General features: G+C 68.1%; 11 protein-coding genes. 6 read left to right on the forward strand and 5 right to left on the reverse strand.

Going from position 1 to position 11,678, the window contains the following annotated elements:
• Positions 1-281 (reverse strand): hypothetical protein (locus ACTWQR_RS54145; RefSeq protein WP_443234741.1); only part of this gene is annotated, 281 nt, incomplete at its 3' end.
• A gap of 315 nt (positions 282-596) precedes the next feature.
• Here ACTWQR_RS54145 and ACTWQR_RS54150 point away from each other — a divergent pair.
• From ACTWQR_RS54150 to ACTWQR_RS54160, 3 genes are all read left to right on the forward strand, one after another.
• Positions 597-815, forward strand: coding sequence for a hypothetical protein (locus ACTWQR_RS54150; protein WP_443234742.1), 219 nt, complete (start codon positions 597-599; stop codon positions 813-815).
• Positions 816-1,263: 448 nt separating this feature from the next.
• On the forward strand, positions 1,264-2,058 hold the full coding sequence (locus tag ACTWQR_RS54155; protein WP_443234743.1) for an ABC transporter ATP-binding protein: 795 nt from the start codon (positions 1,264-1,266) through the stop codon (positions 2,056-2,058).
• On the forward strand, positions 2,058-4,622 hold the full coding sequence (locus ACTWQR_RS54160; RefSeq protein ID WP_443234744.1) for an FtsX-like permease family protein: 2,565 nt from the start codon (positions 2,058-2,060) through the stop codon (positions 4,620-4,622). The genes ACTWQR_RS54155 and ACTWQR_RS54160 overlap by 1 nt, the downstream gene beginning before the upstream one ends.
• A gap of 130 nt (positions 4,623-4,752) precedes the next feature.
• On the opposite strand, the gene ACTWQR_RS54165 is transcribed toward ACTWQR_RS54160, so the two are convergent.
• Positions 4,753-5,742, reverse strand: coding sequence for a LysR family transcriptional regulator (locus ACTWQR_RS54165; RefSeq protein ID WP_443234745.1), 990 nt, complete (start codon positions 5,740-5,742; stop codon positions 4,753-4,755).
• Between the two features lie 113 nt (positions 5,743-5,855).
• On the opposite strand from ACTWQR_RS54165, the gene ACTWQR_RS54170 reads away from it, so the two are divergent.
• On the forward strand, positions 5,856-6,047 hold the full coding sequence (locus ACTWQR_RS54170; RefSeq protein ID WP_443234746.1) for a hypothetical protein: 192 nt from the start codon (positions 5,856-5,858) through the stop codon (positions 6,045-6,047).
• An 89-nt stretch (positions 6,048-6,136) separates the two neighbouring features.
• Positions 6,137-6,766: a TetR family transcriptional regulator gene (locus ACTWQR_RS54175; RefSeq protein ID WP_443234747.1), complete on the forward strand. Its 630-nt coding sequence runs from the start codon at positions 6,137-6,139 to the stop codon at positions 6,764-6,766.
• Between the two features lie 21 nt (positions 6,767-6,787).
• Here the strand turns inward: ACTWQR_RS54175 and ACTWQR_RS54180 are convergent, their stop codons facing one another.
• The 3 genes from ACTWQR_RS54180 to ACTWQR_RS54190 are packed head-to-tail and all read right to left on the reverse strand — an operon-like array spanning position 6,788 to position 9,130.
• Positions 6,788-7,561 (reverse strand): SDR family NAD(P)-dependent oxidoreductase, encoded by a 774-nt coding sequence (locus ACTWQR_RS54180; RefSeq protein ID WP_443234748.1) that lies wholly within the window; start codon positions 7,559-7,561, stop codon positions 6,788-6,790.
• A 55-nt stretch (positions 7,562-7,616) separates the two neighbouring features.
• Positions 7,617-8,501, reverse strand: coding sequence for an NAD(P)H-binding protein (locus ACTWQR_RS54185; RefSeq protein WP_443234749.1), 885 nt, complete (start codon positions 8,499-8,501; stop codon positions 7,617-7,619).
• Entirely contained in the window at positions 8,498-9,130 is a 633-nt protein-coding gene (locus tag ACTWQR_RS54190; protein WP_443234750.1) for a ScbR family autoregulator-binding transcription factor, read from the reverse strand. Before ACTWQR_RS54190 ends, ACTWQR_RS54185 begins: the two co-directional genes overlap by 4 nt.
• A 779-nt stretch (positions 9,131-9,909) precedes the next feature.
• Between ACTWQR_RS54190 and ACTWQR_RS54195 the strand changes: the two genes are divergently transcribed.
• Complete coding sequence (locus ACTWQR_RS54195; RefSeq protein ID WP_443234751.1) at positions 9,910-11,424, forward strand: amino acid adenylation domain-containing protein; 1,515 nt, start codon at positions 9,910-9,912, stop codon at positions 11,422-11,424.
• Positions 11,425-11,678: the final 254 nt, after the last annotated feature.

The following is an 11,678-nucleotide window of genomic DNA, read 5'->3' on the forward strand; positions in this document are numbered from 1 at the left end:
CCGATCATGCGCGCCCCCGCACAACTCGTGCGCGCAGGAGGCGTAGCGGTGGTCCAGGCGCAGGCTGTGGTGGATCGCGATGCCGTGAAAGCCGGCAGGATACCGAGGCTGTCGGCGCCGACGCCGAACGCCGGGCCGCCCCCCAGCAGCGTCAGCGCCTCGGTACAGGCCACGTGCGGCCGGCGCCGCGAGGCCCCGGTGCGGGTGGTGGTCTCACCGGCATGCAGCACATGCCTCAGCACCAGCAGGGCCCGCACCCGCTGAAGCGACGGGGCGGTCATCTCGGCTCTCGGGCGGCAGCGAGGCTGCCCTGCCGGTCGAAACCTTTGCGCCGGTGATCTCCGCGAACAGCTCCGCGGTGCGCTCGGCAGGCAGGTGCTGACGGGCCACCAATTACACGGCGCTGCCCGCGGATTCGTCCCCGTAGGAGGCCGGGCAGGCCGGCACGTCCTCCGGGGACGGCGCCTCGGTGGCCTGTCCGCACCCGCAGCGCACCCTGTGCGGGCCTGCCGTGCGAGCGCTCGGGCCGCGACTTCGCCTCCGGCTTGGGGCGGCCGAGGGTGTCGGTGGGTTGGGGGCAGATGGAGTTGCCGGAGTTGTACCCCAGCCGGCGCTCCAGCTCCGCCACCCGGGTCCGTGACCCGCGCAGTCTCCGCCTCCTGCTGCTCGATCAGCGCCTCGTTCTGCCGTTCAAACGCGTCGTTTCGCTGACGCGGCAGTCCGACCAGGATCAGCAGGTCCTCACGGGACGCGGCGGAGTCGCCGGGTTCATCAGCGGGCACAGGCAGCGGATGCCGGCTCCGGCCCGCACCTGACACCCCGTTACCGCATGGCCCCACCCCACCTATGCATTCAGGACACCGATGTCTTGAATGCATATGGGAGGAGGCGTTCAATGACAAACGGCTGACGCGCGGCTGACGAGGTAATGGCGGGTTGTCCACCGGATTGAAGGTAGGGCTAGCCCCATGTTCCGAGGCGGCAGAGTTCCGCTAGTGTCATGATCCGCAACGAGATTTTGGGCTAGGACCTGTGTATCCGTCAGATCTCAGATTTTGGGAGCGACGTGCGGACGAAGTTCTGCTGCGTCGGGGGCCTTGCTCTCGACGGATTCACCGCCGAGTACATCGGCGCATTCGAACCGCGGTTCGGAACGGGAGCCCAAGTGTTCTTCAGCACCAGCATTTTTCAGCTCCATCGCGCTTCGACGTCTCCTGCCGTCGGCCCGAACTGATGGAATTCCCCGAGATCTAGGAGATCTTCATGCGTTCGAAGCAAGAGCGGCCGATCAGGGACGAGCTGCTGCGCTTACAGGACGTCCGAAAGGTGTATGGGCGGTCGCGCAACAGCGTGGAGGCGTTGGCAGGGGTGTCGCTCGGCTTCCAGCGCCACACATTCACGGCTGTGATGGGCCCCTCCGGCTCCGGCAAGAGCACCTTCCTGCACTGTGCCGCCCTCCTGGATCGGCCGACGTCCGGCAGCGTCCTCCTGGAGGGCCAGGACCTGACGACCATGAACGAGCGCTCGTTGACCAAACTGCGCAGGAACCGGATCGGGTTCGTCTTTCAGAGTTTCAATCTGCTGCCCGCGCTGAACGTGGTGGACAACGTGACGCTGCCGCTGCGACTGGCGGGCAAACGACCCAACCGCAGGTTGGTGGACGACGTCATCGAGCGCACCGGTCTCACGCCCCGCCGCAAGCACCGCCCGGGCGAGCTCTCCGGCGGTCAGCAGCAGCGCGTGGCGATCGCCCGCGCCCTGGTCACCCAACCGGTCCTGCTGTTCGGAGACGAGCCGACAGGCGCCCTGGATACCGAGACCGCGCTGGAAATCCTGGGACTGCTGCGCGCGTCGGTGGACAGCGGCGAGCAGACCGCGGTGATCGTGACGCATGACCCGGTGGCCGCATCGCACGCCGATCGCGTGGTGTTCCTTGTGGACGGTCGGGTGAGCGCCGAGCTCGAACGGCCCTCCGTCCAGGAGGTGGCCAAGCAGATGACCCAACTCGGCGCGTGGGCCCGGATGCAGCAGTCCGTGCGCCCGGAACGGGTGGTCTGATGCTGCGTCTTGCACTCAAGACCCTGCGGTACCGCAAAGGCGGTTTCCTCGCGTCGCTGATCGCGCTGTTCGTCGGCGCCGTCGTCGTACAGGGCTGCGGTGGTCTGCTGGAGACCGGCATCCGCGCCAACGTCAAGGCCGAGCGGCTGGCCGCGGCGCCCGTCGTGGTGACCGGCAGCCAGGATTACCCCGGCCACGCGGTCGGTACCGCGACCGATCCGATGACCGAGCGAGTGCTGCTGGACGAGAACCTTGTGGACGTCGTGGCCAAGGTGCCCGGTGTGGCCGCGGCCGTGCCGGACATCTCGGTGCCGATCACTGGGCTGGCCGACCGGCCGGCCGACGCGTTCGGGCACGGCTGGTCCAGCGCGGCGCTCTCGCCGTACAAGCTGGTTGCGGGCGCCAAGCCGACCGCGTCCGGCGAGGTCGTGGTGGACAGCACCACCGCGAAAAGGCTGGGCGTGCGGCCGGGCGAGCGACTGAAGGCGTCGGTGCGCGGCATCTCGCACGAGTTTCGGGTCAGCGGCATCGCCGAGAGCCGGATCGCCACCCAGTCCGTGCTGCTGTTCTCCGACGGCGAGGCTACTCGCCTGTACGACCGGCCCGGAAAGATCGACGACATCGGGGTGCTCGCCGCCCCGGGCACGGACCCGGCGAAGCTCGCCAACGCGATCGATGACGCCGTCGCGGATCGCGGTGCCCAGGTGCTCCACGGCGACGACCGGGGGGTTGCCGAGTTCCCGGACGCGATCAGTGGCAAGCAGAACCTGATTCCGGTCGCGGGCGCGTTCGGCGGTCTGTCCACCATGGTCGCGATCTTCGTGGTGGGCAGCACCGTGGGCATGCTGATGCAGCAGCGCCGCAGGGAGATGGCGCTGCTGCGCACGACCGGGGTCACGCCAGGGCAGTTGCGTCGGATGGTGATGGCGGAAACGTTCGTGATCGCGCTGCTCGCGGCCGGCCTGTCGCTCGTACCAGGGGCCGCGTTCGGTCACTTCATGTACGACATCCTTGTTGAGCAGGACCTGATCCCGGGCGAGATGATCTTCATCCAGGGGTTCATCCCGCAGCTCGCCGGCTTCGGCGCCACGCTGTTCGCGGCGCTGGCCGCCGCGTTCATCGCCTCCCGCCGGGTGTCGAAGGTCCGGCCGACCGAGGCGATGGCCGACGCGACGCTGCAGACCCGCTGGATCAGCCCGATCCGCATGATCCTGGCGTTCCTGTTCCTGGGCGGTGCGACCGCGCTCGCGATCGTCACGGCCTCGGTGATGACCGGGCCGATCGCGGCGAGCACGGCCGGACCCGCCGCGATGTTGTGGGCGGTCGGGGTCGCCCTGGTGTCCCCGGGCCTGTGCCGCTGGCTGGCGGCTCTGCTGCGTTGGCCGGTCGGTTGGTTCACCGGGCTGTCGGGGCGGCTGGCGATGCTGAACGCTTCAGTGCGCAAGGTCCGGCTGGCCTCGGCGGTCATCCCGATCATGCTGGCGACCGGGCTGGCCACGGCACTGATCTACCTGCAGACCAGTCAGGACGATGCCAACAGTCGGATGTTCGCTGACGGCCTGAAGGCGGACGCTGTGGTCAGTTCGCAGAGCGAGGCTCTCCCACCGTCGCTCGTGGACACGCTCTCCCGCCTGCCGCAGGTTGCCGGAGCGTCCGCTTCGGTGTCCAGCGAGGCGCGTCTGGAGACTGTCCTCGATCCGGGCAAGGGCGACAACGACACGACGGCGGCTCGTCGGGTCAGGCCGAGTCGGATCGACCTGCAAGGGGTCACGGCGTCCGGCGCGCGGCAGACGATCGGACACCCGACGGTGCAGGGCGACTACGGGCGCCTGACCGGCGACAGCATCGTGCTGCCCACGGATGTGCTGGACGACAGCGGTAAAGCCGTCGGGGACCGGGTGAGGCTGCGCTGGGGCAACGGAGAGGCGACCACGATGACGGTCGTCGGATCGTTCACCCCGCCGCGCGGGTTCGACTACGCGATGGTGCCCGCGACGGAGCTGCTGCCCCGCACGACGACCGGCGTTCTGCAGCAGATTCTGGTGAAGGCGAAGCCGGGAGTGTCGTCCTCGGACCTGAAGGCGGCGGTGGCGAAGGCGGCGGGCGGTGTGCCTGGAGTCGTCGTCGTGGACCGCGCGGAAGCGACCGTGGCGCACGCGGAGAGCGATGAGAGCGGCCGGGTGGCGAGCTTCCTGCTGGCCGCAGTGGTGGTCGGCTATGCGGTGATCGCGCTGATCAACTCGCTGATCGTGGCGACCGCCGAGCGGCGCAGCGAGTTCGCGCTGCAACGGTTGATCGGCTCGACCCGCGGCCAGGTGATGTGGATGATGTCGGTCGAGGCGTTGGTGACGGCGCTGGTGGGGATCGTGCTCGGCACAGGGGTCGCCGCCGGGTCACTGGTCCCGTTCGGGCTGGCCCTGGACGGGTCGGTGCTGCCCAGCGGGCCCGCGTGGATCTACCTGACGATTGTCGGGACCGCGGTGGCGCTGACGTTCGTGACGATCCTGTTCCCGACTTCGGTCGCGCTGCGGGCGAAACCGGTGGAGGCCGCCGTAGCCCCATGACCATGGCCGGCCCGGGCTCCCCCTGTCCGGCCGGACCCTACCCGTGCGGCAGACCCCGGATGTTGGCGGAGTCCGCGGCACAGCACCGCGGCGGCAGGTAATCCCCCGGCCTGCCGCCGCGGTGCCCCACTCAAGAACAACGTGAGCTCTCCGCCGTCACGAAGCGCGACGGGTCAGGGACCTCCGACGGTCCCTCGGGCAGGTCTCCCAGCCACGATCGATAGCTCGGAAAGGATCGTGCATATTGGTAGTAGTAACGGCGAATGGTCTCCACCAGCTGACGCGCGGCGCCGCTGCTCATCGCGTCCTTGTGCCACACCAGTGTCAGCTCCGTGTGATGGGTGTCGGCCAGTGGAACGACGCGAACGTCGGACGTGGCGCCCGTCAGCGGGGTGAGGGCGGCCGCGTCGACATGCCGCACCCAGCTCATGGCTTCGTGATACCCCCCTGCGTAGTGCGAGACGCTGCGATCGCGCTGGCCCAGGCCGTCGAGCAGATGTCGTTCGACGGGGGAGAACCAGTGCTGTTGGGCATAGCCGATCCACCGCAGTCCTTCCAACTGTGCGGCGCTCAGGACGCTGTGGTCTGCGAGCGGGTGACGGATCGGCAGTGCCAGCCAGACCGGATCGCGAACGATCGTCGCCTTGGCCACCTCGCGGTCGGAGAGCTCGATCGGGGCGATCGAGCCCATGCTCGACACCATCGCCGCATCGAGCGCACCTCGCTGCACCCTGTCGACGGCGTCCGCCGAAAGGACGGTCTCGGTCCGCATGTCGATTTTGGGAAGCATCGAGCGCAGTGCACCGCGCAGGGTCGGCGGCGTCCACTCGGCGGTCCCGAACCGCAGTATGCCGGACGTGTCGATGGCCGCCTCGGCGATGACCGCGTCAGCCTGCTCCGCCAGCGCCGCAAGCTTGGGGATCACGCGCTCCCCGAGCGGTGTGGGTGTCACGCCGCTCCGGGATCGGACGAACAGGCTCCCACCTACGGCCTTCTCAATTCTGCGCAACTGGGCCGACAGGCTCGGTTGCGGTATGCCGATCTTCATCGCGGCTTTCGACAGGCTTCCTGTCGCGTTTATCGTCTCGACGACACGCGCATGCCGAACCTCTATCTCCATGCCCCCGTACCTTCCTCATGGCAGCGATCATGCTGTTACGAGCAAAGCGATGTCTCGTTCAGTCCCTCGTGTGCGATTGCAGCGGCGGCATCCACCAAGTCGAGCGAGGGCGCATGTCCTTCGACGACCAGGAGCGGATGGGCTTCTCGGCGCCGCTGGACCGGCTCGGTGCGGTCCCCGCGGTGCTGCGGTTCCGGCCAGGCACCTCCGCCAACCAGGGCGGGGCTCAAGGTCATTGCTCACCCCCGTACGACAGGCGGGACGCCGCCGTGATGCTGTGGCTTCCGGAGGATCCCACGTTATAATAATAATAGTGTTTCTTTTTTCAAGGGTAATCGCGCAGCCGCCAATTGGGCACGGCGACGGTGCGCCCTCTGCGGGAAGGATCACGACGATGCAACCAAGGGCAGCCCGCACCCGTCAGGTCCTGGTCAGCGCAGCGGCCAACGAGTTCGACCGGAACGGCTACAGCGGGGCGTCCCTGGCGCGGGTCTCCCGGGCCGCCGGCGTATCGGTCGGGGCTCTGACTTTCCACTTCTCCAGCAAGGAGGAGCTCGCAGTCGCGGTCCGGGAGCAGGGCGGTGCCGCCACTATGACAGCGGTCGCAGCGGTCACGGCGCGCCGTGAGGAGTCGGTCCAGACAGTGGTCTCGTTGACGCTGGCACTGACCGAGCTGCTCGAGACCGACGTAGCCGTACGCGCGGCCGCCCGACTGGCTAGAGAGCAGTCCGGGACACCGGATTGGTTCTCGGCCTGGGTGCCCGAGATCCATCAGCAGTTGCGGCATGCTCACGAAGGCCAATTGGGCTCTGTCGCCGACCGGGCGGCGGTTGCCGCCTTGGCCACGCACCTGGTCACTGGTGCTGAGGTCACCATCCGGCAGCGGGCGCGGCGGCACAACCTCACCGACGGCCAGTCGGTCGCGGAGCTGACCCGGATCTGGGAGATCGTCCGCGGCGGGTCCGCCGCTCTGCGTGGCGATGGCGATGTCGAAAACCACTGCGGCGACCAGCCATGTCATTGATCGCCCTGGGCGCCGGTTCCATCAGACAGCGCTGCAGCCGCCGTCCACGGGCACCGCTCCGCCGGTGACGAAGGAGGCTTGGTCGCTGAGCAGCCAGGCAGCGGCACGCGCTATCTCTACCGGTTCCGCAAGACGGGGCTGGATGGCCCGGGCAACCGCGGCCTGCTCCAGCTGCGGCACCTCGAGCATGGCGTTCTCCATCAACTCGGTGCGAGTCGAGCCGACCATTAGGGCGTTGATCCTTATACCGCGCTGCCCGTACTCGGCCGCTGCTGCTCGCGTCAGGCCCAGTACGGCGTGCTTGGCCGCCACGTAGGGGGACACCGCGCCGGTGGCGAACGCACCGGCGGTGCTGGAGGTGTTGACGATCGCGCCGCCCGCGCCGTGCCGCAGCATCATCGGGATCTGCTGCTTCAGGCAATTCCACACGCCCCGTACATTGACGTCCATGATCTGGTCGAAGACGGCGTCGTCCGTCTCGTGCAGCTGGCTGCCGATGCTCCCCCACCCGGCGTTGTTGAACGCCGCGTCCAAGCGTCCAAATCTCTGCACCGCGGTGGTGACCGCACGTGCGACATCCGCCGAAGCGGTCACGTCACCCGCCGCCACGGCAGCATGGCCGCCTTCGGCGTGAATCTCCTCGGCGAGGCGGCACAGCTCATCCTCGCGACGGGCCATCAGCACCACTGCCGCCCCTTCACTGGCGAACAGCCGGGCGGCCGCGGCCCCGATCCCGCTGGATGAGCCCGTGATCAGGACGGTTTTGTCCTGCAGCAACCCCACGCGGTCTCCCATGACAGCTCTCCTCACCTGTACCAGTTCGCTTGCCGTGCCTGAGCGTGTAACGCGGTCAGCTGAAGCAGCCGATGTGGTCGGCCGCCCACGAGGAGAACGGCGCGGGGGCACTCCCCACGATGGCCTGAACCTCGCTCTCGACTCCGGCGGCAGCTCCAGCGGCGCGCCGCTCCGCCGCTTCGAGCAGCGCTCGCGCGACGGGTTCCGGGAGCCGCCCCCGCCACTGACGCAGGGCCTGGTCAGCTGTCAACTCCTCGAACCGGAGCTGTCGTCCCAGGGCGCTGGCGAGTTGACTCGTCTGACCTCGAGCCGTGATCGGCTGCGGCCCCGTCAGCGCGTACGCCCGGCCGGCGCGGCTCTCCTCCATCAGTCCCCGGATCGCGGCTCTCGCCACATCACGCGGATCCACGCTTGCTGTGGCCGCATCCCCGCCGAACGCACGCACCACCGACTCGGCGCGGATGGACGCGGCCCAAGACAAGGTGTTGGACATCAACGACCGCATGCGCAGCACCGTCCACTCGAGTCCCGAAGTGTGGAGCAGCCCCTCGCACTCGCGGTTCCAACGGGTGATCAGGTCATCGGCATCCGGGTCTGTCACGGCGAGCCACGAGAGCTTCACCGCCCGCCGCACGCCTACCGCGCGAGCGGCCGCCAAGATGTTCTCGTCGTGCTGGGGGCGCAGCGGGTTGGCCGTGATGACCAGGATGACGTCGGCACCCGCCAGCGCACGCTCCAAGCCCTTCCGGTCCTCGTAATCACAGTCCACCAGTTGCCCCGGTAACTGCATCCGCCGGGCCTTGTCCAGATCGCGGATCAGCGCCCGGACGTTACCCGGCTGCAAGCCCAGCTCCGCCAACTGCCGCGCCACGTGCCTGCCGACGGCGCCGGTCGCACCCGTGACGACGAACCGCGGTCCGCCGTCAGGCCACGGCCTCATGCCGTCACTCGCCCACGGGCCTCGCCGAGCTCAATCCTCTTGACCGCGCTGGGCACGGCGATCGCCGGCAGCAGGCACCGCCAGATCTCCTCCACACGTTGGGGCAAGTCACGGTGCCGGGCCTCCACGTACGAGTGCATCTGGGCACCGGTACAAGCATTGACCACCAGCCGGGCAACCGCCGTGACGTCGGTGCCGGCCCTCAGCTCTCGCTGGCTTCGTGCGGCGCGCAACTCCGGCAAGAGCAACTCGGCCCACTGGTTGTGGGAGTTCACTTCCGGCTCCATGAACCGCTCCTGCTCCCACACCAGTCGCGCTCCCCCCTGCAGGATCGGGTCATCCAGCAGCTGGTACGCCCAGGTCAGCGTCACATCGACCACGCGCTGCAGGCCCTGCGAGGCTCGCGGTGGCACCACGAAATCCGGCTGCCTGGACACGATCTCCCGGGCCAGCTCGTCCTTGGACTTGAAGTGGAAGTACACCGCTCCCAGCGTCACGCCGGCCCGGTCTGCGATCTTCGCGACGCTTGCGCCGGCGAAGCCCAGCTCCGTGAACACTTCCGAAGCCGCCAGTACCACGGCCGCGCGTGTCCGCTCAGCCCGCTCCTGCTTCACCACCCGACTGGCCATGCGTCAACCCCCCCCGGGGGGTGCCCTTCGCTAAGAAAATAGTGTTGACTATCTTATACAGGAGGACTGCCGCATGATCTGCGACTTCGGCTCGGCGGTGCGATACATCCGCACCGCACGTGCGCAACGCCGGCGGATATCTCCTCCAAGCGCGGCCATGCTCAAGTTCCTCTCATGGGAATGAATCTGACTCTCTGTCAGCTTCCTTCGTGTCTCGGGAAACCTCACTCCCTGCACTTCACCGAGACTCTGCGACAGACCGGGACCCTGCTGACAGGCCACCACCGGACCGGAGGCGCGGGTGCGTTCGGCGAACGCCCAGGAGCCCAACTGCATCCCGTGATCGGAGTGGATGATGGTGCCGCCTGGGTACCGCCTTTTCTGGCCACCTCCGCCTCCAACTCGACGCTTCTCCGCCGCGGCCGCCTCGCCGCTCGTGGTACCTGGGAGTTGCCCGGTATCCATCAGTTCCTGGCGCCGCCGGGCGCAGATCGTCTGATCGCTGATTCCCAGGAGTTGAGCCACCTCGGCGACCTTTTGGCCAGACGCGACCAGTTCTTGGACACGGCGCCGGAACTCAAGCGGATAACGACGGGCATAGCGGCCTCTGGACGCTGCTGGATGAGTCAAGTTTCCAGCAACCCGACGCCACCGGACCCGGGGCACATCAGTGCGCCGCATTTCACGTCACAAGATCCGGATATCCGCCTACACTGGTAATCACTAATCCACTGACAATTACCTGTGGAACTTCCCGGTTCCACGCCGCGGAGGCCTTCATGCCAGTTGCACACACGGTGATGGAGTTATTCCAGCAGCAGGTAGTCCGACGGCCGGACCGCCCTGCGTTGGTCGGTGACGGTGGACGTCTGACCTATGCGGAGCTGGACCGCGCGACAGCACGCGTCGCGCATGTGCTCGTCGCTCAGGGGGCGACGACGGACGAGCCGGTGGCTGTGCTGGCCGCACGCGGAACCGAGCAGTTGGTCGCTTTGTTGGGCGTGCTGCGCTCCGGTGCGCCGTATGTCTGCCTGGACGTGGAACAACCGCAGAGCAGGCTGACGACACAGTTGGCTGATTCACGGGCCCGTATCCTGCTCACCGATCAACCGCAGCCAGGATTCACCGGGACATCGATCCGGCTCGGCGATCTCCCGCAGGTCCCAACCGTCAGCCTGCGGCCCCCCGAGCCTGCGGATCTGGCCTGTCTTGTGTACACGTCGGGGTCGACCGGTGCCCCCAAGGGCGTGGCGGTGACCCACGGTGGACTGGCGAATTACTCCGGCTATGTGGTGTCCCTGCTGTCCTGTGCCGACGAGCCCCGTTCGTTCGCCAGCGTCACGAGCCTGGCCACCGATCTAGGGAACACTGCTGTGTTCCCCGCGCTGATCTCCAGCGGCTGCATCCACCTCGTACCAACCGAGGTGGTACTTGATCCGGTCAGCTTCGCGCGCTACTCACGCACCCAGGCCATCGACTACCTGAAGATCACACCTTCGCACCTGGCGGCGCTCCTGAGCTATCCGGACGCCGACGTACTGCCGCACCAGGCGCTGCTCCTCGGAGGAGAGGCGCTGCCCTGGGAGCTTGTCGATAGGGTCCGGACCCGGGGCCGATGCCGGATCATCAACCACTACGGGCCAACTGAGACCACGATTGGTTCCCTGACATACGAGGTGGGGCCGGCCGAGGCAGCGCGGCGTCCAGGAGCGACGGTGCCCATAGGCCGCCCCATCCGCGCCACGGAGATCCGGGTGGTCGACGCCGGGCTTGAGCGCGTCCCGGACGGGGCGACAGGGGAGCTGCTCATCTCGGGCGCCGGGCTGGCGCGGGGATACTGGCGGGCGCCCGAGCAGACCATGGAGCGTTTCGTATCCCTCGACGACGGCACCCGTGCCTACCGGACGGGCGACCGCGTGCGTCGCCTCGACGACGGATCGGTGGAATTCCTCGGGCGGCTCGACCAGCAGCTCAAGATACGCGGTCACCGAGTGGAGCCAGCCGAGATCGAGGTTGCGCTGCGCCTCCATCCGGCGGTGGCCCGTGCCGCCGTCACGCCGGTCCGCGACGGCATGGGGCAACAGGTCCTGGCTGCCTTTGTGGTGCCGGTGACCGCTGCCGCACCGAGCGTCCGGGACCTGCGGGTTCATCTGGGTGGGCTGCTGCCGCCGCACATGGTGCCGACGAGCGTGGAGATTGTCTCCGCACTGCCCTTCACACTGAGCGGCAAGCTCGACCGCCATGCCCTGGCACGTCGAGCCCACGGCGATGCAGCGCCGGCCGAGCGGGGGTGACAGTCGGATCAGGCTGTCGGTGTCGGCCGGTGCCCCGCTCGCGCCCGTCAGAACGAAGGCCCGGAACCCACAGGGATTCCCTGGTGTTCGTCGAGGGCTGAGAGCTGGGCCGCGGCCGGTGCACCGTCTAGTACTCCAGCAGTACTTCGTGGCTTGACCTGGGAAAACGTGGAGCGGTGGGAGTGTAGCGGGCAAGACGCTGTCACGGACGGCTTCTGCCTGCACGCCCCTCGAAGGAGTGTCCACGACGGCGG

Source organism: Streptomyces sp. 2A115 (assembly GCF_052245575.1).
In the GTDB taxonomy this organism is placed as follows: domain Bacteria; phylum Actinomycetota; class Actinomycetes; order Streptomycetales; family Streptomycetaceae; genus Streptomyces.

Bases quoted from the DNA above. Each gene is read 5' to 3' on its own strand.
- ACTWQR_RS54155 (WP_443234743.1), top strand. From the start codon at position 1,264: ATGCGTTCGAAGCAAGAGCGGCCGATCAGGGACGAGCTGCTGCGCTTA.
- ACTWQR_RS54160 (WP_443234744.1), top strand. From the start codon at position 2,058: ATGCTGCGTCTTGCACTCAAGACCCTGCGGTACCGCAAAGGCGGTTTC.
- ACTWQR_RS54165 (WP_443234745.1), bottom strand. From the start codon at position 5,742: ATGGAGATAGAGGTTCGGCATGCGCGTGTCGTCGAGACGATAAACGCG.
- ACTWQR_RS54170 (WP_443234746.1), top strand. From the start codon at position 5,856: ATGTCCTTCGACGACCAGGAGCGGATGGGCTTCTCGGCGCCGCTGGAC.
- ACTWQR_RS54175 (WP_443234747.1), top strand. From the start codon at position 6,137: ATGCAACCAAGGGCAGCCCGCACCCGTCAGGTCCTGGTCAGCGCAGCG.
- ACTWQR_RS54180 (WP_443234748.1), bottom strand. From the start codon at position 7,561: ATGGGAGACCGCGTGGGGTTGCTGCAGGACAAAACCGTCCTGATCACG.
- ACTWQR_RS54185 (WP_443234749.1), bottom strand. From the start codon at position 8,501: ATGAGGCCGTGGCCTGACGGCGGACCGCGGTTCGTCGTCACGGGTGCG.
- ACTWQR_RS54190 (WP_443234750.1), bottom strand. From the start codon at position 9,130: ATGGCCAGTCGGGTGGTGAAGCAGGAGCGGGCTGAGCGGACACGCGCG.
- ACTWQR_RS54195 (WP_443234751.1), top strand. From the start codon at position 9,910: ATGCCAGTTGCACACACGGTGATGGAGTTATTCCAGCAGCAGGTAGTC.